Source organism: Pseudodesulfovibrio sp. 5S69 (assembly GCF_037094465.1).
In the GTDB taxonomy this organism is placed as follows: Bacteria; Desulfobacterota; Desulfovibrionia; order Desulfovibrionales; family Desulfovibrionaceae; genus Pseudodesulfovibrio; species Pseudodesulfovibrio methanolicus.
In genome coordinates this window covers 1,311,291-1,332,143 of sequence record NZ_CP146609.1, presented here as the reverse complement: position 1 = coordinate 1,332,143, position 20,853 = coordinate 1,311,291, and the positions used below count along the sequence as shown (strand labels likewise).

The following is a 20,853-nucleotide window of genomic DNA, read 5'->3' as shown; positions in this document are numbered from 1 at the left end:
TCGGCTACACCGGTCCCGCCGCTTTTTTGCCGACCCGAGGAGGCCGGAATACCACAAACGCCCGCCGCGCTCCGCTTTCGCGTACCGGGCACTGAACCCTGGAGGATGAGGATGTTTCGTTTTCGTTCCCTGGCGGCGCTGCTCTTGAGCGTCTGCCTGCTTGTGGCTTTTGGCTGCTCATCCGAGCCCAAGAAGGAAGAGGCCAAGACCGAGGCCCCCGCCCCGGCTCCGGCCGAAACGCAAAAAGAGGCCGCCAAGCCCCTGACCCTCGGCCTGATCCTGGTGGGCCCATACAACGACAAGGGCTACAGCCAGGCCCAGTATGAGGGCGGCAAGTACGTCGAGGCCCACATGAGCGGCGCCAAGCTGATCTACCTCGACAAGGTCAACCCCGCCGACCGTCCCGGCCTGACCATTCCGCAGGTGGCCGACGACCTGATCGAAAAGGGCGCTGACCTGATCATCGCCGGTTCCGACGACATGAAGGACGGCATCCTCGAAGCCGCCGCCCAGCACCCCGACAAGATTTTCGTCCACGCCTCGGGCGACTCCGCCTGGACCGGCAAGGCCCCGGCCAACCTGGGCAACCTGTTCGGCAAGATGATCTACGCCAAGATGCTCGCCGGGTTCACCGCGGCCATGACCACCCAGACCGGCAAGATCGGCGTGGTCGGCCCGCTGATCAACGACGAGACCCGCCGCCTGATGTCCGCCGCCTACCTCGGCGCGCGCTACGCCTGGACCGAGGTGCGCGGCAAGGATGCCAAGGACCTGACCTTCAACGTCAAGTGGATCGGCTTCTGGTTCAACATCCCCGGCGTGACCGCCGACCCCACCCAGGTGGCCGGTTCCCTGTATGACGATGGATACGACGTGGTCATCTCCGGCATCGACACCCCGGACAACGTGGTCGTGGCCAAGCAGCGCGCCGACGCGGGCAAGAAGGTCTGGGCCCTGCCCTACGACTACGAGAAGGCCTGCGAGGGCCAGGGCGGCATCTGCCTCGGCGTGCCCTACTTCAACTGGGGCCCGATGTTCCTGAAGCTGGCCAAGTCCGTGGCCGACGGCTCCTACAAGCCCGGCTTCGAATGGGTCGCCCCCTACTGGGCCGACATCAACAACCCCGACAAGTCCCCGGTGGGCTTCATGCCCGGCCCCGGCATGTCCGCCGATACCAAGGCCGCGCTCGACAAGTTCATCGCCGAACTCGGCTCCGGCAAGCTCGACCTCTTCACCGGCCCGCTCAACTACCAGGACGGCACCCCGTTCCTGAAGGCCGGCGAAAAGGCCACCGACAAGCAGATCTGGTACATGCAACAGTTGCTGCAGGGCATGGAAGGCCTGTCCTCCCCCGAATAGGGATGATCGTCCTCAACGACATACATAAGCACTACGGCCGGGTTCGGGCCAACGACGGCATCAGCCTGACCCTTGAACCCGGCCGCATCTATGCCCTGGTCGGCGAGAACGGCGCGGGCAAGTCCACGCTCATGCGCGTGCTCGCCGGGCACACCCGGCCCACGTCCGGCGAGCTGACCATGGGCGGCGAGACCCTGACCTACCTGACCCCGGCCCTGGCCAGGGAAAAGGGTGTGGGCATGCTCTACCAGGACCCCCTGGACTTCCCGGCCATGCCCGTGTGGGAGAACTTCCAACTCGGCGCGCCCAAACGCAGCAAGAAGGAAGTGATCGACATCATCGGCGAACTCTCCTTCCGCCTGGACGCCTGCTTCCTGCCCGACGAGCCGGTCTCCAGCCTGACCGTGGGCGAGCGCCAGCTCCTGGAGCTTTTGCGCCTGCTCGATCTGGGGGCCACCACCCTGATCCTGGACGAGCCGACCACCGGCATCACCCCGGAGCAGAAGCAGGACCTCTTCGACCTGCTCATGAAGCTGGCCCGCGAAGAGGGCCACACCATCGTGCTCGTCACCCACAAGCTGTCCGAGGCCTTCGAGATGGCCGACTCCATCTTCATCATGCGCCAGGGGCGGCTGGTCTCCACCCTGACCCCGCCCTACGACGAGCGAGAGCTGGTCCAGCTCATGTTCGGGGAGGCCGCCGACGGCGAGGTGGAGCCCCTGCCCGAGCTGCCCCCGGCCACCGATACGCCGCGCCTGGACATGCACGACGTGCTCTTTGCCGGTCCCAAGTACTCCATGGGCGGACTGAATTTCACGGCCAGGCCCGGCGAATGCATCGGCCTGGCCGGGCTCGACGGCTCGGGCCAGGAACTCTTCCTGCGCGGCCTGTGCGGCCTGGACCGCATGCCCGGCGGCGCCTTCGACCTGGACGGGACCCGCTTCGCGTCCAACGACTTCCGCGCCCTGCGCAGGGCCGGGGTCCAGTTCGTGCCCGCCGACCGCCTGGGGCTCGCCCTGTTCCCGGACCTGAACCTGATGGAGCACATCACCCTGGCCTTCCCGGGCAAATCGGGCGACCTCGGCGATTTCTACCGCTCCCAGTGCGTGGACAAGTTCAATCTCCAGGCCCACCCGGAGACCCACGCCGTGGAGCTGTCCGGCGGCAACCAGCAGCGGCTCCTGCTCTCGCTCATCCCGGACGAGACCAAACTCCTGCTCATGGAGCACCCCACGCGTGGCCTGGACGCGGGCTCGGCCCGGCAGGTCTGGAACCACCTGAAGCGGCGCTGCGCGGACGGGGCCACCCTGATCTTCTTTTCCCCGGACCTGGAGGAGGTGCTCGAACACAGCCACCGGGTCATCGTCTTCTACGACCGGACCCTGGCCGCCGTGGTCGAGGGCGACGACATCTCCATGGAGGTGGTCGGCGCGCTCATGGCCGGCAAGCGGTACGACGAGCTCAAGGAAGGTGCGGCATGAACCGCGACTCCCTCCTGGCCCAGACCGGCTGGCTCGCCCTGGCCCTGCTCCTGGCCCTGGCCCTGACCGTGATCGTGGCCTTGCCCGCCGGGGCCCCGCCGCTCGAAACCATCTACGTGCTCTTCAAGGGCGGGGTCAGTTCCTGGTCCAAGATCGGCCGCGTGCTGGCCGGATGGGTGCCCCTGACGCTCTGCTCCGTGGGGCTGCTCATCCCGTTCACGGCCCGGCTGTGGAACATCGGCGTGGAGGGCCAGGTCATCATGGGGGCCATCTTCGCCACCGCGGCGCTCAGGCCCTTCGAGAACGGCGGCGGAACCGGGGTCATTATCCTGGCCCTGGCCGCGTCCATGGCGGGCGGCGCGCTCTGGGCCCTGCTGGCCGGGCTGCTGCGCGTCTTCGGCCGGGTGCACGAAATCTTTTCCGGCCTGGGGCTCAACTTCGTGGCCCTCGGCGTGACCCTGTGGCTCATCTTCGGCCCGTGGAAACGGCCCGGCGTGGCCTCCATGTCCGGGACCAAGCCGCTGGACCTTTCCCTGTGGCTGCCGAGGCTCGGCAACCTCTCCGTCAGTTGGGTGGGGCTGGGCCTGGCCTGCGCGGCCATCGTCCTGGTCTACTTCCTGCTCTACCGCACCAAGTGGGGGCTCAAGATGCGCGCCGTGGGCGAGAACCCCAAGGCAGCCACCCTGTTCGCCCTGGGACCGCGCCGCCGCCTGCTCCAGGCCTTCATGCTCTGCGGCGGCCTGGCCGGGCTGGCCGGGGCCACCCAGGTCCTGGGCGTCTACCACCGGCTGCTGCCGAACATCTCGTCCGGCTACGGCTACACCGCCCTGCTGGTGGGCATGATGGCCTCGTTCCGGCTCCCGCTGGTGCCGTTCATCTGCCTGTTCTTCGCCATCCTCAACGTGGGCTCCATCCAACTGCCGCTGCAACTCGGCCTGGACTCCTCCCTGTCCGGCGTGATCCAGGGCATCATGGTCCTGTCCCTGTTCATCGTGCAGGGCCTGCGGCTGTGGCTCAAGCAACGGAAGGAGAACGACTGATGCCGCATCCATCCTTTATTGCGTCCATTTTCGGTGCGGCATCACGGCGGCCCGAAAGGGCCGACGCGCCGCCGAAGGCGACGGAGCAAGCCGAAAACCGTGGTTTTCGGCGCGGCGATCTAGAGGGCGCAACCCGGAGGAGAAGCTGATGGACACCTTCGCACTGACCATCGCGGCCATCCTCATGGCCGGAGCGCCGCTGGTCCTGGCCACCCTGGGCGAGACCCTGACCGAGAAGGCGGGCATCATCAACCTGTCGCTCGACGGCTCCATCCTGCTGTCGGCCATGGCCGCCTTCGCCTGCTCGGCCACCTTCGGCTCCCCCTGGCTCGGCATGCTCGCGGGCGCGGGCGTGGGCGCGGCCATCGCGGGCGTGCTCGGCCTCATCGGCATCTACCTGGGCCAGTCCCAGTTGGCCGTGGGCTTCATCCTGACCCTGCTGTCCCGCGACCTGGCCTACTTCCTGGGCCACAACTTTTCCCGGCAGCCCGGGCCGGACCTCGGCCTGTGGACCATCCCCGGCCTAGGCCACGCGCCCTTCGTGGGGCTGATCTTCGGCACCCAGTCCCCGGTGGTCTACCTGAGCCTGGCGGCCATAGCCTTCTGCTGGTGGTGGATGTACCGCACCGAGGGCGGCATGCGCCTCCGGGCCGTGGGCGAATCTCCACGCGCGGCCTTCGGGCGCGGTATCCGCGTGCGCCTGGTGCGGCTGTACTACTGCCTGGCGGGCGGGGCCCTGGTGGGGCTGGCCGGGGGCGCGTATTCCCTGGCCGTGAAGCCCGGCTGGGGCAGGCCGCAGGGGTGCGAGGGCGCGGGCTGGATCGCGCTGGCCATCGTCATCTTCGGCGGCTGGCACCCGGTGCGCGCCGCGCTCGGCGCGTTTTTCTTCGCCGCCCTGCAGGTCTCCGGCATCTATCTCCAGGAGATATTCCCGTCCATCCCGGCCCCGGTCTTCCAGGTGGCCCCCTTCCCGATGATGATCCTGACCCTGCTGGCCGTGAACATGGGCCGCATGGGCTGGGTCCAGGACATCGTCCGGCGCCACCCCTTCCTCAAAGCCTTTTCCAAGAGCTGGTCCATCGAGGCGCCCGCCGCCCTGGGCCAGGACTTCGATCCCAAGAAGGGACTCTAGGCAGCGGCTGCCCCCCGGATTACTTTGCAGTGTCCCTTGCTCCGTAATGGGAAATGCGGTAACTCCCTAATAGTCCCAGTATTCATGGAGCACCAATGCAAATGAGCGAACGTCCCACCGTCCTGGTTGTCGACGATAACCGACTGAACATCGACCTGCTGGTGGATGTCCTCAAGGACGACTACAAGCTTCTGGTGGCGCTCAACGGGGTCACGGCCCTGGACATCGTCCGCAACGTGCTCCCGGACATCATCCTCCTGGACATCATGATGCCCGAGATGGACGGCTACGAGGTCTGCCGCAGGCTCAAGAGCGACGAACGGACCAGCCAGATACCGGTCATCTTCATCACGGCCAAGTCGCAGAGCGAGGACGAGGCCAAGGGGCTCGCCCTCGGGGCCGTGGACTACATCACCAAGCCGGTCAACCCGGCCATCGTCCAGGCCCGCATCAGGACCCACCTGGCCCTGTACAACCAGAACCGGGTGTTGGAGGAAAAGGTCCGCAAACGGACCCTGGAACTCGAAAAGAGCAAAGAGAAGGCGGACGAGGCCAGCCGGGCCAAGTCGGCCTTCCTGGCCAACATCAGCCACGAGTTGCGCACCCCGTTGAACCACATCATGGGGCTGTCCAGCCTGCTGCTGGAGATCGACACCGACCCCGAGCGGCTTGAGCTGATCCGCCCGCTCCACGACGGCGCCGCCCAACTGGCCGGGCTCTTCGACCAACTCCTGGACCTGACCATGCTCGAATCCGACGCCGTGCGCATCGACCGCAAGTTCTTCGACTTCCCCAAGGTCCTGTCCCGCCTGGCCGCCGTGTTCCACGCCTATGCGGTGAAAAAGGGCGTCGAGTTCGAATTCATCGCCCAGGGCGACCTGCCCGACACCCTGTACGGCGCGCCGCTGGAGACATCCCAGGCCCTGAACAACATCCTGCTCAACGCCTTCCGCTACACGGAAAAGGGCAAGGTCACCCTGGATGTGCGCATCGACCCGGACCACTTCGCCGGGGCGGACCAGGACCGGGTCATGATCCGCTTCGCGGTCACGGACACGGGCGTGGGCATCCCGACCGACCGGCTGGAGACCATCTTCCACAGCTTCGAAATCGGGGAAAAGGTCATGACCAAGCGGCTCTCCGGCCCCGGCGTCGGCCTGACCATCTCCAAATACCTCATCGAAAAGCTGGACGGAAAAATCCGGGTGGAAAGCGCCTTGGGCAAGGGCAGCACGTTCTTCATCTCCCTGCCCTTCTCCCTGAACCGGGAAGGGGAACCCCGGCCCGAACCGGCCTAGTCCTCCCCCTCCGCGAAGGGGATGGAGAACCGGAAACAGCTCCCCTTGCCGAGCACTGAATCCACCACCAGACGGCTCCCGTAATGGGCCACTATCTTCCGGCAGATCGATAGGCCCAACCCGGTGCCGAAGACGTGGGTGGAGCGGCTGTTTTCATCCCGGCCCTGGTAGAAGATGTCGAAAATCCGCTCCCGCTCGTCCTCCGAGATGCCCCGCCCGGTGTCGCAGACCGAGAAGTACGCGCCCGCCTCGGTCCTCACCGCGGACAGGGTCACGCTGCCCGCATCGGTGTTCTTGAAGGCGTTGCTGAGCAGATTGATGAGCACCTGGTGGATCTTGTCCGCGTCGGCCCGGACGGCCATGGGCTCGGCCAGGGACTCGACCACCAACTCGATCCCCGGCTTCTCCTCGGCAAGGGCTCCCGAGGCCTCGGCGGCACGCCGCAGGACCCGGTCCACGGACAGGGGCCTGTCCCGCCATTCCATGCGCCCGGCCTCGATCTTGCTCAGGTCCAGCAGGTCGTTGACCAGCCGTCCCAGCCGCTCCGCCTCCACCTGGACGATGGTCAGGTTCTTCTCGAACTTGCGTGCCTGGAGGCCCACCGGGTCCAGGGGGCCGAGCACGGGCATGAACCGGGCGCGGAAGTGCTTTTCCATGAGCTTCAGGAAGCCGATGATGGAGGTCAGCGGCGTGCGCAGTTCGTGGGAGGCCGAGGCCAGGAACATGGTCTTGGCCCGGTCCATGGCGATGAGCTCCTTCTCGGTCTGCTTCCGGCGGGCGATCTCGCTTTCCAGGTCCTGGCTGTAGGCGGTCAGCCGCTCCATGAAGGAGTTGAAGTACCCCGCCATGAGGCCCAGCTCGTCGCGGGAGTGCTGCTCCATGCGCACGGAGAAGTCGCCGTCCGCGGCACGGGCGAAATTTTCCTGCAACTTGCCGATGGGCCGGGTGATCAGCGCGCCTATGCCGAACGAGACCGGGATCATCAGCAGCACGGCCACGGCCAGAGCCGTGAGCATGACGTAGCCGATGGCGTCGAGCGGCTGCTGGAAGTCCTGGTAGTAGCTGGACGAGGCCACCACCCAGCCCAGCTCGGGGATGTCCTTGAAGTAGACCACCTTCTTTTTGAGCGTCTGTTCGCCCGGATTGCGCCACATGTAGTCGAAATGCCCGTTGCGCTCCTTGACGATGCGCCGGGCCACCGCGCCCAGCCCCGGCGAGTCGTAGTCCCGGTAGTGAAACCCGCGCAGGTAGGGATGGATCAGCAGGTACCCGTTGTAGTCCAGGACGTAGGGATACCCGGACCGGCCGGAACGCAGCTCGAAAAACCGCTGGCGGAAGTCCTCCACGTTGACCAACTGGGCGAATTCCTCGCGGTAGGAGGAGGCGGAGATGATCCAGTCCCAGGGCTCGAAATAGGTCATGTACACGGCCTTGGAGCGGTTTCCAGCCTCCAGGGGCTCCTTCCACTCGTAGGTCATGTACCCCTCTTTGCGCCGGACCTGCTCGCGCACGAAGGCCAGGCCCGACATGTCCACGCCGACCAGGCTGCGCTTGTGGTGGACGACCATGATGCCCTGGCTGTTCAGGCAGTACACCCGGCCCGTGCGGCCGATGGTCTGGCTCAGGAAGATGCGGCGGGCCCTGTCCTTGGCCTCGGCTTCGGTCAGCCTCCCGCGCTTGACCTGGCGGTGGAGGTAGCGGGCCTCGTCCAGGCACTTCTCGGACACGGCCCGCATGTAGTTTCGGATGGATACGTCCACCGTGGCGCGGACCATGGTGCGCAACGCCTCGGTGGTCTTGGCCAGTTCGTTCTCGATGTTCCGGCGCAGGATGTTCCGGACCTGGGCGTGAATGATTCCGCCGGCCACCAGAAAAATGACCAGGAAGGCCCCGGCGTAGGCCACGTACAGCTTGGTCCGTATGCGCGAGTCGCCCAGGTTGAACACGGCCTACCCTCCGGGCTCCAGATGGAAGACCGGCCGGTAGCCGCGCGGCCCGAACAACCCCTCATAGGGATAGCTCGCGATGTTCTCGGTGGTCACCATGGGGATGAACGGCCCGGCGCGGAAGGGAAAGTCCCGGCCCGGCACCTCGCCGTTGAAAATGCGGACCATCATGTCCACGGCCATGCGTCCCTGGAACACGTTCAGGTCGGCGGCCGCGGCCAGGACCTCGCCCCGGACGATAAGGTCATAGAGGGAGGGCATCATATAAGTCGAGACCACCGCGACCTTGCCCGCCAGCCCCATATCCCGGAGGACCTCCGGCGCGGCCTCGGCGGCCACCGCGTTGCCCACCACGAAATTCACGTCCCCGTGCTCGGCCAGGCCCCGGCGCAGCAACCGGATCTGCTCCTCGCGTCCGGTGTCCCCCCAGGACACGTCCACCACGTCCACGCGGCCCGGATAGAACTCCATGGCCTCCATGAACCCGCCCAGGGTCTCCGGGGCCCAACCCGATTTGCGAGGGCCGGGCAAAAAGAGGATGCGCAGCTTGTCCAGCCCGGTATTCTCCGCATGCTCGGCCACGTATTCGCCGACCAGGTAGCCGACCTCGTGGAAGGAGACCAGGGCCTTGGCCGACACGGCCGGAGTCAGGATGTCGTTGACAACCTCGACCACCGGGATGCCCGCCTCGCGCAGCTCCTTGATGACCGGGCCCCCGCCTTCGTAGTCCACGGCGGCGAGGATGACGCCGTCCACCCCGTCCTTGAGATGGGCGCGCAGGTGCTCCGCCTGGAGGGCCCCGTCGTTGTAGCCTCCGGCAACGGTCATGTGCACGCCCACCCCGAGCCGCCGGGCCTCGGCGATGACGCCGTAGTTCACCGCGCTCCAGTAGGGGTCCTTGAGGTGGGGGACGCACACGCCCACGGTGTACCGGCCCGAGGGCGCCCTGGGCGGGACCCACTCCTCGAGCTTGGGCCGGTTCAGGCTGACCGCGGCCTGGCCCGGCTGCTTGCGCCCCGGATCGTAGATGCCGTACCAGCTCTTGACCTGGATGGGCCACCAGGGAGGGGCGTCGTCCGCGCCGAGGCTCGGAACGGCGGCAACAAGCAGGGCCAGGACCAGCAGCGCGCCCGCCCCGCGGAGGACGCCGTCCGGGAGCCGGCCGCCGGTCATGCGCCGTCCTCCGGGCAGACCTCGGCCAGGGCCTGCTCCAGCTTCGCCATTTCAATGGGCTTGACCACATACCGGTCCATGCCCGCCGCAAAAAATTTTTCGCGGTCCCCGACCATGGCGTAGGCGGTCACGGCCACGATGGGGATCTTGACCACGGCCTCCCCGGCCTCTCCCGCGCGGATGGCCCGGGCGGTCTCCACCCCGTCCATGACCGGCATCTGGATGTCCATGAGGATCACGTCGAAGGGCGTGGTCCGCAGGGCCTTGAGGACCTGTTCGCCGTTCTCCACGGTGACCACGGAATGCCCGCACTTCTCCAGGATGCGCCGCATGACCAGGCTGTTGACCCGCTCGTCCTCGGCCAGGAGGATGGACAGCGGACGGACCCCGGCCCGGCCGAGGGTTCCGGCGCCCTGGACGGCGGGCGCCGTCTCGTCCCCTGCGCCGAAGGGCAGGGACACGTACAGGGTGGTGCCCACCCCTTCCTCGCTCTCGATGGCCATGCCCCCGCCCATGAGGCCGACCAGGTTCCGGCAGATGGACAACCCGAGCCCGGCCCCCTGGTGCTGGCGCGTATACCCCTGGCTGACCTGGGTGAAGGCGTCGAACAGGACGTCGACCATCCCGTCCGGGATGCCCACCCCGGTGTCGGACACGGTAAAGAGGATGCGGTAACCGCCGTGCGTCGTGTCCGGCAGACGATGCGCCGACATGACGATCCTGCCCGAGGCGGTGAACTTGAAGGCGTTGCCCAGCAGGTTGGTCAGGACCTGTTGCAGCCGGACGGTGTCCCCGACCACGCGGCGCGGGACGTTTTCTCCCAGTTCGCAGGTCAGGGAGACCCCGGACTGGGTCGAGGTCAGCTTGAACAGGTCGCAGACCTGCTCGCAGGTCTCCACCAGGTCGAAGGGGGCGTTGCGCATGACCAGCTTGCCCGCCTCCACCCGGGACAGGTCCAGGATGTCGGTCAGCAGGTTCAACAGCCGTTTCGTGGACTGGAGGGCGGCCCCGGTGTACTCGGTCTGCTCCGCGCTCAGCCCGGTGGACTGCATGAGCTGGAGCATGCCCATGATCCCGTTCAGCGGGGTCCTGATCTCATGGCTCATGTTGGTCAGAAATTCCGTTTTGGAACGGCTGAAGGCCTCGGCCTGTTCCTTGGCCTCCCGCAGGGCGTCCTGATCCAGCTTGAGCTCGCTGAAGTCCTCCAGGGTGGCGATGACCTCGGTAGGCGCGTTACCCGGATCCACGGGATTGAACTGGACGTGCAGGTAGGCCTCCCTGCTCCCGGTCTGCGAGGCGTAATAGTCCTCGTAGGAGGAGGGCTGCCCGGCGATGGCGATCTCCAGGGACCGGCGCATATTCCGGTTGGTGCCGTGCAGGATCTGGAAGCCGATGAGCGCCTCCCTGGTGGAGCCCATCATCTCCACGAAGCGGTCGTTGCAGTCCAGGATGCGCCCGTCGCGGCTGAAGCGGATCATGCCCAGAGGGGAATTCTCGAAGATGACCCGGTGGCGGCGTTCGCTATCCCGGAGCTTGTCCTCGGCCCGCTTGCGGTCGGTGATGTCCTGGAACTCCACCGTCCGGACCATGCGGCCCTTGTAGGGAATGCTCTTGGCCGCGACCCGCAGGGGGTATTCCCCGCCATCCTTGCGCAGTCCCACGGTTTCATAGGGCCGCTCCAGCCCCTTGCGGACGTTGTCGGCGACCTCGTCGCGCACCGACTCGGCCACGAGCTTGAGCCCGTCCATGCCGATCAGTTCCTCCTGGGTGTAGCCGGTAATGTCGGAGAGCCCCTGGTTGCAGTCGAGCAGGATGCCGTTGTCGTGGATGAAAATGCCCCCGAAGGAGGCGTTGTGCAGGAGCTTGAAGCGCAGCTCGCTCTCCTTGAGCTCGTCCAGGATGCGCTTGCGCTCGGTGATGTCGCGGGACACGCCGAGCACGCCGATGAGTTTGCCGTCGCTGTCGTACAGCGGGGTCTTGATGGTCTCCAGATACTCCACATGGCCATCGTCGCGGTAGGTGACCTGCTCCTCGTTGATGCACGGCCTGCCCGTTTCCATGGCCGAGCGGTCGTGCGCGCGGAAAAACTCGGCCAGGTCCGCGTCCACGAAATCGAAATCCGTACGCCCGACAATCTCCCCTTCGCTGGCCCCGTAGAGCCGCTCGAACCTGTGGTTGCAGAACAGGAAAACCCCGCCCGCGTCCTTGACCCAGACCAGCTCGGGCATGGTCTCCATCAGGGTGCGCAGGTGGGCCATGTTGACCTTCAGGGCGCTGTTGGCCAGGTCGGCGGCCATCTTGGCCCGGCGCAACTCCTCCTCGGCGGTCTTGCGGGCGTGGATGTCCTGGAGGGTACCGACCATGCGGACAGGTTCCCGGTCTTCTCCCGACTCGGCCGCCTTGCCCCGGATCAGGACCCACTTCCAGTTCCCGTCAAAGGCCTTGATGCGTATCTCGGCCTCAAAGGCGTCCCGCCGTTCCGCGGCCCCCCACAAGGCCGTTTCGAGCCCGCCCTTGTCGTCCGGGTGGACCAGATCCGTCCAGGTCCGGTAGATGCCGGGGATGGAATCCCGGGGGTAGCCCAGCAGGGTGTTCAACTGCGGACTGACAAAGACCTCCTTGGTCCCGCAGTTGAGGTCCCAGACCGAGTCGTTGGCCGCGTCCAGGGCGAGCTTGAGCCGCTCCTCGCCGACCAGTAACGCTTTCCGGGCCTCCTCCTGGGCCGTCAGGTCGAGCCCCAGACAGGTCACGCCCTGCACGGCCCCTGCGGAATCCAGGCCGAGGACGTTGAACCAGGAGACGGTCCGCCGGGCTCCGTCGCGGGTGACGATCTCGTTGGTGTGGCAGGTGTGCTGGCTCGCGCCCCCACCGGCGAGAGTGTTCCGGAACATCTCCCTGACGCGCCCGCGCTCGTCCTCAGGCAGAAAGATGTCGAACCAATCCTTTCCGAGCACCTCCCCGAGGGTCCGCCCGGTGAGTTCGAGCAGATGGCGGTTGGCGAAGACCACCCGTCCCTCCCTGTCCAGGCTGACGCCGATCAGGGGCATATGTTCGAGGACGCCGCGCCAGCGCCGGTCCGCGCTCGATAGTTCGGCCTCGAGTTCGGCGATGCGCTGTCGGCACTGCTCAAGATTATCGTATTCCACCAATCCCTCCGGGTGTTTGCGGACCGTCAGTTGCGTACAGGGGGCACCACCCGGCATCAGTAGCATGAAAACAGGAGGGACGGAATACGATTAGAATCCGCCCCCCTGTCGCCCGTTTCGCAAAAGATCGCCCCCCATTACCCGCTGTAGAGAATTGTGCTATGCTGCATATCGGGTCCGAAAGACAGATGTTCACCTTCAGCTTCGCAATGCGCAGGAACCAGCATGACCATTCCACTGCCGCCCAACCCACACGCCATAGCCGTCCTCCTGCTCACCGGCCTGGCCCTGGTCCTGTTCAGCCGCGACAGGCTCCCCCTGGAGACCTCCAGCCTGGTCATCCTCGTCTGTCTGGCCGTGGGCTTCGAGATATTCCCCTTCGAGGCGGACGGTACGCGCCTGCGGGCCGTGGACTTCTTCCTTGGGTTCGGCAACGAGGCCCTGGTCGCGGTCTGCGCATTGATGATCGCGGGACAGGGCATCCTGCGCACCGGGGCGCTCGACCCCGTGGGGCGCTCCCTGGCCCGGTTCTGGCGGGTCAGCCCGGGCCTGTCCCTGCTCCTGACCCTGCTGCTCGGCGGATTCATCAGCGCCTTCATCAACAACGTGCCCGTGGTGGTCCTGCTCCTGCCGGTGCTCATCAGCGTGTCGCTCAAGACCGACACCCCGGCGGCCAAGGTGCTCATGCCCATGGGCTTCTCCACCCTGCTCGGCGGCACGACCACGACCATCGGCACCTCCACCAACCTCCTGGTGGTGGGGGTGGCCATGGAGATGGGGCTGACCCCGTTCAACATGTTCGACTTCGCCGGGCCGGCCGTGCTCGCGGGGCTGATCGGCGCGGCCTACCTCTGGCTCGTCGCCCCGCGCCTGCTGCCGGGCCGCAAGATATGCCTCGCCGATTCCTCGCCGAGAATCTTTACCGCCCACCTGGCCGTGACCCGGGGCGGCCCCCTGGACGGCCAGCCCCTGCTCAAGGCCCTGGATATGACCGGCAACAGGATGAAGATCAATTCCCTGGAACGGGGCGAGGGCAACCGGGTCATGCTCCTACCGGACGTCATTCTCGCGCCGGGCGACCACCTGGTGGTCAGCGACACCCCGGAGAGGCTCAAGGAGTTCGAGCGGATATTGAGCGGCACCCTGTACCCGGTCGGGTCCGAGGACGAACCGGTCAGCGAAAAGAACCCCCTGAGCGACAAGGACCAGCAGGTCGCCGAGATTGCCGTGTTCCAAGGCTCCCGGCTCCACGGGACCACCCTGAGCGACTACCACCTCTTCGAGCGCACCGGATTCATCGCCCTGGCCATCCACCGCTCGGGCAAACGCTACGAGCGGGTCGAGGACCACGTCGGCGACATCCGGCTGCGCGTGGGCGACATCCTGCTCGTCCAGGGGCCGCGCCGGAACCTCGCGGTGCTCAAGCGGAACACCGACTTCCTGCTCCTCGACTCGGCCATGGACCTGCCCTATTCGCGCAAGGCCCCCCTGGCCCTGGCCATCATGCTCGCCGTGATCGCGGCCTCGGCGACCGGCATACTGACCATCGCCATCAGCGCCACGGCGGGCGCCCTGCTCATGATCCTGACCGGCTGCCTGACCTGGCGCGACGCCACCCGCGCGCTGAGCGTCCAGGTCATCCTCATCGTGGTCACCAGCCTGGCACTGGGCACGGCCATGATCCGCACGGGCGGGGCCCAATACCTCGGCTCGGTCTTCGTGGCCTTGTCCGGGAGCGCATCCCCCGCCATGATCCTAAGCGGCCTGATGCTGCTCATGGCCGGGCTGACCAACATCATCTCCAACAACGCCACGGCGGTCATCGGTACGCCCATCGCCGTGTCCATCGCCCGGCAAATGGGGCTCGCGCCCGAGCCCTTCGTCCTGGCCGTGCTTTTCGGGGCGAACATGAGCTACGCCACGCCCATGGCCTACAAGACCAACCTGCTGGTCATGAACGCGGGCGAGTACGCCTTCTCCGACTTCCTCAAGGTGGGCGTGCCCCTGGTCCTGATCATGTGGGGGGCGTCCTCGTTCCTGTTGCCTTTCTTCTACATGTGACGCATCCTGGCGCATACGGGGGGATGCCCCCGCGCCGCAACCGGCCCGCGCCACAGGACGGGCCGACAATCAGCAACAAGAGCCCATGAAAAAACCGAAAGAACCGAAAATGATCATCGGCTGGCGGGAGTGGATCGGCCTGCCGGACCTGAACGTGCCCGCCGTCAAGGCCAAGGTGGACACCGGGGCGCGGACCTCGGCCCTGCACGCCTTCGACGTCGAGCCCTTCGAACGCGACGGCGTCCGCTACGTCTCCTTCAACGTCCACCCCCTGCAGGGAGACGACGATCTGGTCATCCCGTGCACGGCCCCCCTGGTGGACCGCAGAAAAGTCACCAATTCGGGTGGACAAAGCCAGAACCGCCATGTCATAGCCACCACCCTGCTTCTGGCCGGGCGGGCCTGGCCCATCGAACTGACCCTGACCAACCGGGACGAGATGAAGTTCCGCATGCTCCTCGGACGCAACGCCATGTCCGGGCGGCTGGTGGTGGACCCGTCCCTGTCCATGCAGGCCGGAAGCGCCCCCGGAAAACGGGCGTACGCAAAACGGAACAAAGGATAACAGCCGATATGAAAATCATCATCCTGTCGCGCAAGGCCAGCCTGTACTCCACCACGGCTCTGGTCGACGCCGGGAAGGCGCGCGGCCACGAGGTGGAGGTCATCAACCCCCTGCGCTGCTACATGAACATCACCTCCCACAGCCCGTCCATCCACTACAAGGGCGAGCGGGTGGAGGCCGTGGACGCGGTCATCCCGCGCATCGGCGCGTCCATCACCTTCTTCGGCTGCGCCGTGGTGCGCCAGTTCGAGATGATGGGCGTGTACAGCCTGAACGAGTCCATCGCCATCACCCGCTCCCGCGACAAGCTGCGCAGCCTGCAACTGCTCTCGCGCAAGGGCATCGGCCTGCCGGTCACCGGCTTCGCCAGCTCCACCAAGTTCACCGGCGACCTCATCGACGTGGTCGGCGGCGCGCCCCTGGTGGTCAAGCTGCTGGAAGGCACCCAGGGCATCGGCGTGGTCCTGGCCGAGACCCGGCACGCGGCCGAAAGCGTCATCCAGGCCTTCCAGGGCCTGAACGCCAACATCCTGGTCCAGGAATACATCAAGGAATCACGCGGCACGGACATCCGCTGCCTGGTGGTCGGCGGCAAGGTGGTCGCGGCCATGCGGCGCACGGCGGGCAAGGGCGAGTTTCGCTCCAACATCCACCGCGGGGGCTCGGCCGAGCCGGTCAAGATCACCCCGGAGGAGCGCTCCACCGCGGTCCGGGCCGCCCGGATCATGGGCCTGAACGTCTGCGGCGTGGACCTGCTGCGGTCCAACCACGGCCCGGTGGTCATGGAAGTCAACTCCTCCCCCGGCCTGGAAGGCATCGAAAAGGCCACGGGCATCGACATCGCGGACAAGATCATCGAGTTCATCGAGAAGAACGCCAAGCCCGGCAAGACCAAGACGCGCGGCAAGGGCTAGCCCCGGCGCGGCCACGCGGGAGGACCGTCACATGACCAGAGCGTCCGTCACCATCGGAGACCGAAAAGTGGCCGCCGGCAGCCACGCCACGGTACTCCTGCCCGTGCCCGACACCTTCCTGCGCCAGGGCTCGGCCATGCCGGTCCACGTCTTCCACGGCAGGCGCGAGGGCCCGGCCCTGTTCGTCTGCGCGGCCATCCACGGCGACGAGCTCAACGGCGTGGAGATCATCCGGCGGCTGCTGCGCTTAAAAAGGCTGAACCAACTGGCCGGGACCCTCTACGCCATCCCCATCGTGAACATCTACGGGTTCATGGCCAACACCCGCTACCTGCCGGACCGCCGCGACCTGAACCGCTTCTTCCCCGGCAAGGAGGGCGGGTCCCTGGCCTCGGAGCTGGCCGCGGTCTTCTTCGAAAACGTGGTCAAAAACTGCGGCTACGGCATCGACCTGCACACCGGCTCCAACCACCGCCGGAACCTGCCGCACATCCGGGGCGACATGGAAGACCCGGCGGTCCTGTCCATGGCCGAGGCCTTCGGCGCGCCCCTGGCCCTGGACCTGTCCGGCATGGAGGGCTCCCTGCGCGCGGCGGCCAGGGAGAGCGGCGTGCGCGTCCTGCTTTTCGAGGCGGGCGAGCCCCTGCGCTTCGACGAATTCTCCATCCGCGCCGGGCTGCGCGGCATCACCTCGGTGATGGAATCGCTGAACATGCTCCCGGCCGGAAAGCGCAAGCGCCGCCGGGTCCCGCTGCAGATCGCCACGGACCGGACCTGGTGCCGGGCCCCGGCCAGCGGACTGTTCCGGGCCGTCGCCAAGCTCGGCCAGCACGTGGGCCAGGGTGAGGTCCTCGGGACCATCCACGACCCGTTCGGCGGCCGGTCCACGGACCTGGTCGCGCCCCGCGACGGGGTGATCATCGGCGACCAGTCCCTGGCCTCGGTCTACAAGGGCGATGCGGTCATGCACCTCGCGCGGTTCGACGCGCCGCGCCAGGCCCAGGCCTCGGTGGACGAGTATTCTGAGATGGTCATGGACGCCAGGATGGCGCGCTGACCGGAAAACGATTCAATGCGCCGGGCTCAGCCCTTGGGCCCCATCAGGAACCAGAACAGGAAACCGAGCACCGGGAAGAGCAGCACCAGCACGATCCACAGGACCTTGTTTCCGGTGCCCGCCGAGCTCTGGAAAATCTTGACCAGGGCATAGACGTCCAACACCAGAACGACCAGTCCGAGCAATCCGCCAAATCCCATCATAGCATTCCACTCCAGCGTTCGAATGAGGGTTCGGTCGCCCCGCCCGGAGCCGTTCTCCAAGAAAGACGATACCCTACCTTAGCACGGTTTTGCGCCTGCGCACAACAGAGAATCCGGAATCACGACTCCCCGGCCCGGTCCCGGCCGCCCTCCTGCAAGAGCACGCGCCGCTTGGGCAGGCACTCGGGGTAATGCGCGTTGAGGTACGTGATCAGCCCTTCGCGCACCAGGCAGCGCAGGTCCCACGCCCTGGAGGCGTCCGCCGAGCTGACGATGGCCCGCAGGGTCATGGTCTCGGCCCCGGCATCGGTCACCTGGAGCACACAGGTCTTGCCGTTCCACAGCTTCCCGGCCCCCTCGCACAGCCGGGTCAATTCCTCGCGCAACGGTTCGAGCGGGGTGGCGTAGTCCACCTGCAGAAAGACCGAACCGATGATCTCGGCCGACTTCTTGGTCCAGTTCTGGAACACGGTCTCGGTGAAATAGGTGATCGGCACCACCAGGCGGCGCATGTCCCACAGCCGGACCACCACGTAGGTGAAGGTGATCTCCTCGATGCGCCCCCACTCGTTCTCGACGATGACCACGTCGTCCAGGTTGATGGGGTGGGCCAAGGCGATCTGGATGCCCGCGATGATCGCCCCGAAGGTCTTCTGGGCCGAAATGCCGAGCACGATGCTGAGCACCCCGGCCGAGGCCAGCATGGTCCCGCCCAGCAGGCGGAAGCGCTCGAACTGCATGAGGATGGCGGCCGCCGCCGCGAACCAGACCATGATGATGATCATCCGGTGCAGGATGCGCACCTTGGTCTGGACCTCGCGCGCGCCCAGGTTGTCCTCCACGTCCATGTTGTACCGCCAGCGGACCAGGCCGGTCAGGGCCGACAACACCAGGGTCGCGGCCCAGGCGGCCAGCAGGACCCAGGCCGTGTTCATGGCCGTCACCGCCGGGCCGGACCAGCCTGCGGGCAGCTTGGACGGCGCGGCCAGGATGGACAGGGCCACGGCCGAGGCGAAAACCGTCAGGAACAGGACCACCCGCCGCTTCATGGACCGCGACAACAGCTCGCGCAGGTCGCGCCAGCGCCGGGCCTGGCCGCCCTTGAACAGGCGGATCAACGTGAACGCGGCCACCCCGACCACCAGCGCCAGGAGGCCCCTGATGAGCCAGCCCGCAGTATCCGTGGAAATCATGCAAAAAACTCCCTGATGACTTTTCCCGTGCAAAAACGGTTTCATCCGTTGTCGATACAATATATCATACTTCGAGTTTCCGGCAACGCCGGCGTGCGCGAAGCGTAGCGCCGCCCCACGACACCACCGGAGAAGCACATGGCCCGATTTCTGAAAAAGTACGATCAGACCGCTGGCAAGCCGCCGGGATCGCTTATCTTCGTCGGCCAGCAGAAGACCGACGAGCCCCGCCTTCGGATCATCGACTACGACGATAACTCCCTGCGCGACGAGATCATCCGCGACGTGGACGTGCTCGCCCCCTGCCTGACCAGCGAGACGACCTCCTGGCTCAACGTGGACGGCCTGCACGTGCCCGAGGTCATGGAACGCGTGGGCGCGGCGTTTTCCATCTCTCCGCTCATCCTTGAGGACATCGTCAACACCGGCCACCGGCCCAAGATGGACGAGTCCCCGGACCTCGTCTTCATCACCCTGAAGATGCTGTCCATCAACGAGGACCGCGACCGAATCCTCTCGGAACAGCTCTCCTTCGTGCTCACCGGCCGTTGCCTGATCACCTTCCAGGAACAGCCCGGCGACGTGTTCGAGCCCGTGCGCGAACGCATCCGCCGCCAGTCGGGCAGGCTGCGCCAGCGCGGCCCGGACTACCTGCTTTACGCCCTGCTCGACTGCGTGTTCGAAAACTACCTCAAGGTCATCGAGATCCTGGGCGACCGCATCGAGGCCTTTGACGAGGACCTCCTGGACGCCCCGGACCCGGAACTGCTTGAGGAGATCAACGTCTACCGCCGCGAGATGGCCTTCGTGCGCCGGGCCGTGCGCCCGGCCCGCGAGATCGCCCTCAAGCTGGTCAAGACCGAAAACGAGCTCGTCAGCGACGAGATCAACCCGTACCTGCGCGACCTCGAAGACATGGCCGAACAGATTTCCGAGGCCGTGGAGACCTACCGCGAGATGCTCAACGACCACCTGAACAGCTACAACATGGCCGTGGCCAACCGCCTCAACGACGTGATGAAGTTCCTGACCATCTTCGCCACCATCTTCATCCCCCTGTCTTTCCTGGCCGGGCTCTACGGCATGAACTTCGAGTTCATGCCCGAACTGAAGATGCGCTACGGCTATTTCTTCCTGCTCGGCGGCATGGCCTGCGTGGCCGCGGGCATGCTCCTGTATTTCAAGAAACGAAAATGGATTTAGTCCCCCAAAAAGGAGGCTCTTCATGGAAAAAACCCCATCCGCCCCGGACCTGAACCAACCCAAGACCGGACTGACCACTTGGCAGAAAATCCGCCTCGGCACCATCGGCGCGCTGGTCGTCCTGTGGATCGTCTTCCTGCTCCAGAACACCGAACAGACCCAGGTCGCGTTCCTGTGGTTCACCTTCGCCACCTCGCGCATCCTGCTCCTGCTCGGCACCCTGCTCGTCGGCGCGATCTTCGGCGCGTTCGTGACCTACCGGCTGTGCGTCCGGAACAGGAAATCCCAGCCCAAGCCCCCCACGTTCTCCTAACTGGCACCCCCCCCTTGCGGTCCCCGGAAAACAGCTTATCATCGGGATGAACAGTCAGAACGAGTACGAAAACCGAAGGATTGACCATGAAACAGACCAAACTCCAGCGCGCATTGCCCGCGCTCGCGGCCCTGCTGCTGGTCCTGGGCCTGACCGCCACGGCCAACGCTCAGACCTGGAAGGTGGACCCGGACCACTCCGCCGCCCACTTCTCCATCCGGCACATGATGATCGCCCAGGTGCGCGGCATGTTCCCCGCCGTGACCGGGACCATCGACTTCGACCACGACCAGCCTACCGCCCTGGACATCACCATCGATGTGAACAGCATCTATACCGGGGTCGAGGCGCGTGACGCCCACCTCAAGAGCGGCGACTTCTTCGCGGCCGAAATCCACCCGAAAATGACCTTCAAGAGCACCCGGGTCTTCCCGACGGACAAAGGGTTCACCGTGGCCGGCGTCCTGACCATCAAGGGCACCTCCCATGACGTGGAACTGACCGTCACCGGCCTCGACGACCCGCGCGTCGACCCCTGGGGCAATACCCGCAAGGGCGCCACCGCCCTGTTCTCCATCGACCGCCGCGACTACGGCGTCGACTGGAACGCCCCCCTGGACGGCGGCGGCTTCATGGTCGGCAATACGGTCAACATAGCCGTCGACCTCGAAGCCATCCAACCCAAGTAAATTGTGACAAAAAAAGTCCCCCGTGCGCTCACGCGCACGGGGACTCTCTTCGTCGCCTCCGCGCGGGAAGGAGAGGGAAA

At 66.1% G+C, this 20,853-nt stretch carries 17 protein-coding genes; 12 read left to right on the top strand and 5 right to left on the bottom strand.

Going from position 1 to position 20,853, the window contains the following annotated elements; translation table 11 throughout:
• Positions 1-111 precede the first annotated feature (111 nt).
• From V8V93_RS06175 to V8V93_RS06155, 5 genes are all read left to right on the top strand, one after another.
• A complete protein-coding gene (locus V8V93_RS06175) occupies positions 112-1,359 on the top strand; it encodes a BMP family lipoprotein (protein ID WP_338669485.1) in 1,248 nt (415 codons plus the stop codon).
• 2 nt (positions 1,360-1,361) lie between these two features.
• Positions 1,362-2,840 carry an ATP-binding cassette domain-containing protein gene (locus V8V93_RS06170; protein ID WP_338669484.1) on the top strand — a complete coding sequence of 493 codons (1,479 nt, stop codon included), beginning with the start codon at positions 1,362-1,364 and terminating at the stop codon, positions 2,838-2,840.
• Positions 2,837-3,880, top strand: a complete 1,044-nt coding sequence (locus tag V8V93_RS06165) for an ABC transporter permease (RefSeq protein ID WP_338669483.1) — start codon at positions 2,837-2,839, stop codon at positions 3,878-3,880. Before V8V93_RS06170 ends, V8V93_RS06165 begins: the two co-directional genes overlap by 4 nt.
• A gap of 148 nt (positions 3,881-4,028) precedes the next feature.
• Positions 4,029-5,012, top strand: coding sequence for an ABC transporter permease (locus V8V93_RS06160; RefSeq protein WP_338669482.1), 984 nt, complete (start codon positions 4,029-4,031; stop codon positions 5,010-5,012).
• 101 nt (positions 5,013-5,113) lie between these two features.
• Positions 5,114-6,310 carry a hybrid sensor histidine kinase/response regulator gene (locus V8V93_RS06155; protein WP_338669481.1) on the top strand — a complete coding sequence of 399 codons (1,197 nt, stop codon included), beginning with the start codon at positions 5,114-5,116 and terminating at the stop codon, positions 6,308-6,310.
• On the opposite strand, the gene V8V93_RS06150 is transcribed toward V8V93_RS06155, so the two are convergent.
• Genes V8V93_RS06150 through V8V93_RS06140 form a run of 3 tightly spaced genes read right to left on the bottom strand, consistent with a single transcriptional unit; the run spans position 6,307 to position 12,575 of the window.
• Entirely contained in the window at positions 6,307-8,256 is a 1,950-nt protein-coding gene (locus V8V93_RS06150; protein WP_338669480.1) for a cache domain-containing protein, read from the bottom strand. The genes V8V93_RS06155 and V8V93_RS06150 overlap by 4 nt on opposite strands.
• A gap of 3 nt (positions 8,257-8,259) precedes the next feature.
• Positions 8,260-9,429: a TMAO reductase system periplasmic protein TorT gene (gene torT / locus V8V93_RS06145; protein ID WP_338669479.1), complete on the bottom strand. Its 1,170-nt coding sequence runs from the start codon at positions 9,427-9,429 to the stop codon at positions 8,260-8,262.
• The gene (locus tag V8V93_RS06140) at positions 9,426-12,575 is read right to left on the bottom strand and encodes a PAS domain-containing hybrid sensor histidine kinase/response regulator (RefSeq protein ID WP_338669478.1); all 3,150 of its coding nucleotides are present in this window, start codon (positions 12,573-12,575) and stop codon (positions 9,426-9,428) included. The genes torT and V8V93_RS06140 overlap by 4 nt, the downstream gene beginning before the upstream one ends.
• Positions 12,576-12,800: 225 nt before the next feature.
• Between V8V93_RS06140 and V8V93_RS06135 the strand changes: the two genes are divergently transcribed.
• The 4 genes from V8V93_RS06135 to V8V93_RS06120 all read left to right on the top strand — a co-directional run bounded on the left by V8V93_RS06135 (position 12,801) and on the right by V8V93_RS06120 (position 17,172).
• Positions 12,801-14,636 (top strand): SLC13 family permease, encoded by a 1,836-nt coding sequence (locus V8V93_RS06135; RefSeq protein ID WP_338669477.1) that lies wholly within the window; start codon positions 12,801-12,803, stop codon positions 14,634-14,636.
• An 85-nt stretch (positions 14,637-14,721) separates the two neighbouring features.
• Complete coding sequence (locus tag V8V93_RS06130) at positions 14,722-15,201, top strand: ATP-dependent zinc protease (RefSeq protein WP_338669476.1); 480 nt, start codon at positions 14,722-14,724, stop codon at positions 15,199-15,201.
• Between the two features lie 8 nt (positions 15,202-15,209).
• On the top strand, positions 15,210-16,115 hold the full coding sequence (gene rimK, locus V8V93_RS06125; RefSeq protein ID WP_338669475.1) for a 30S ribosomal protein S6--L-glutamate ligase: 906 nt from the start codon (positions 15,210-15,212) through the stop codon (positions 16,113-16,115).
• Between the two features lie 31 nt (positions 16,116-16,146).
• Entirely contained in the window at positions 16,147-17,172 is a 1,026-nt protein-coding gene (locus tag V8V93_RS06120) for a succinylglutamate desuccinylase/aspartoacylase family protein (protein WP_338669474.1), read from the top strand.
• Between the two features lie 26 nt (positions 17,173-17,198).
• Here the strand turns inward: V8V93_RS06120 and V8V93_RS06115 are convergent, their stop codons facing one another.
• Both V8V93_RS06115 and V8V93_RS06110 read right to left on the bottom strand, forming a co-directional pair.
• Entirely contained in the window at positions 17,199-17,375 is a 177-nt protein-coding gene (locus V8V93_RS06115) for a PLD nuclease N-terminal domain-containing protein (RefSeq protein ID WP_338669473.1), read from the bottom strand.
• Between the two features lie 119 nt (positions 17,376-17,494).
• Positions 17,495-18,568, bottom strand: coding sequence for a mechanosensitive ion channel family protein (locus V8V93_RS06110; RefSeq protein WP_338669472.1), 1,074 nt, complete (start codon positions 18,566-18,568; stop codon positions 17,495-17,497).
• Positions 18,569-18,706: 138 nt separating this feature from the next.
• On the opposite strand from V8V93_RS06110, the gene corA reads away from it, so the two are divergent.
• The 3 genes from corA to V8V93_RS06095 all read left to right on the top strand — a co-directional run bounded on the left by corA (position 18,707) and on the right by V8V93_RS06095 (position 20,773).
• Positions 18,707-19,771, top strand: coding sequence for a magnesium/cobalt transporter CorA (gene corA / locus V8V93_RS06105; protein WP_338669471.1), 1,065 nt, complete (start codon positions 18,707-18,709; stop codon positions 19,769-19,771).
• A 22-nt stretch (positions 19,772-19,793) separates the two neighbouring features.
• Positions 19,794-20,084 carry a hypothetical protein gene (locus V8V93_RS06100; RefSeq protein WP_338669470.1) on the top strand — a complete coding sequence of 97 codons (291 nt, stop codon included), beginning with the start codon at positions 19,794-19,796 and terminating at the stop codon, positions 20,082-20,084.
• Between the two features lie 86 nt (positions 20,085-20,170).
• A complete protein-coding gene (locus tag V8V93_RS06095) occupies positions 20,171-20,773 on the top strand; it encodes a YceI family protein (protein ID WP_338669469.1) in 603 nt (200 codons plus the stop codon).
• Positions 20,774-20,853: the final 80 nt, after the last annotated feature.

What these genes read in the sequence shown, in the direction of transcription:
- V8V93_RS06175 (WP_338669485.1), top strand. Translation starts at nt 112, where the DNA reads ATGTTTCGTTTTCGTTCCCTGGCGGCGCTGCTCTTGAGCGTCTGCCTG.
- V8V93_RS06170 (WP_338669484.1), top strand. Translation starts at nt 1,362, where the DNA reads ATGATCGTCCTCAACGACATACATAAGCACTACGGCCGGGTTCGGGCC.
- V8V93_RS06165 (WP_338669483.1), top strand. Translation starts at nt 2,837, where the DNA reads ATGAACCGCGACTCCCTCCTGGCCCAGACCGGCTGGCTCGCCCTGGCC.
- V8V93_RS06160 (WP_338669482.1), top strand. Translation starts at nt 4,029, where the DNA reads ATGGACACCTTCGCACTGACCATCGCGGCCATCCTCATGGCCGGAGCG.
- V8V93_RS06155 (WP_338669481.1), top strand. Translation starts at nt 5,114, where the DNA reads ATGAGCGAACGTCCCACCGTCCTGGTTGTCGACGATAACCGACTGAAC.
- torT (WP_338669479.1), bottom strand. Translation starts at nt 9,429, where the DNA reads ATGACCGGCGGCCGGCTCCCGGACGGCGTCCTCCGCGGGGCGGGCGCG.
- V8V93_RS06135 (WP_338669477.1), top strand. Translation starts at nt 12,801, where the DNA reads ATGACCATTCCACTGCCGCCCAACCCACACGCCATAGCCGTCCTCCTG.
- V8V93_RS06130 (WP_338669476.1), top strand. Translation starts at nt 14,722, where the DNA reads ATGAAAAAACCGAAAGAACCGAAAATGATCATCGGCTGGCGGGAGTGG.
- rimK (WP_338669475.1), top strand. Translation starts at nt 15,210, where the DNA reads ATGAAAATCATCATCCTGTCGCGCAAGGCCAGCCTGTACTCCACCACG.
- V8V93_RS06120 (WP_338669474.1), top strand. Translation starts at nt 16,147, where the DNA reads ATGACCAGAGCGTCCGTCACCATCGGAGACCGAAAAGTGGCCGCCGGC.
- V8V93_RS06115 (WP_338669473.1), bottom strand. Translation starts at nt 17,375, where the DNA reads ATGATGGGATTTGGCGGATTGCTCGGACTGGTCGTTCTGGTGTTGGAC.
- V8V93_RS06110 (WP_338669472.1), bottom strand. Translation starts at nt 18,568, where the DNA reads ATGATTTCCACGGATACTGCGGGCTGGCTCATCAGGGGCCTCCTGGCG.
- corA (WP_338669471.1), top strand. Translation starts at nt 18,707, where the DNA reads ATGGCCCGATTTCTGAAAAAGTACGATCAGACCGCTGGCAAGCCGCCG.
- V8V93_RS06100 (WP_338669470.1), top strand. Translation starts at nt 19,794, where the DNA reads ATGGAAAAAACCCCATCCGCCCCGGACCTGAACCAACCCAAGACCGGA.
- V8V93_RS06095 (WP_338669469.1), top strand. Translation starts at nt 20,171, where the DNA reads ATGAAACAGACCAAACTCCAGCGCGCATTGCCCGCGCTCGCGGCCCTG.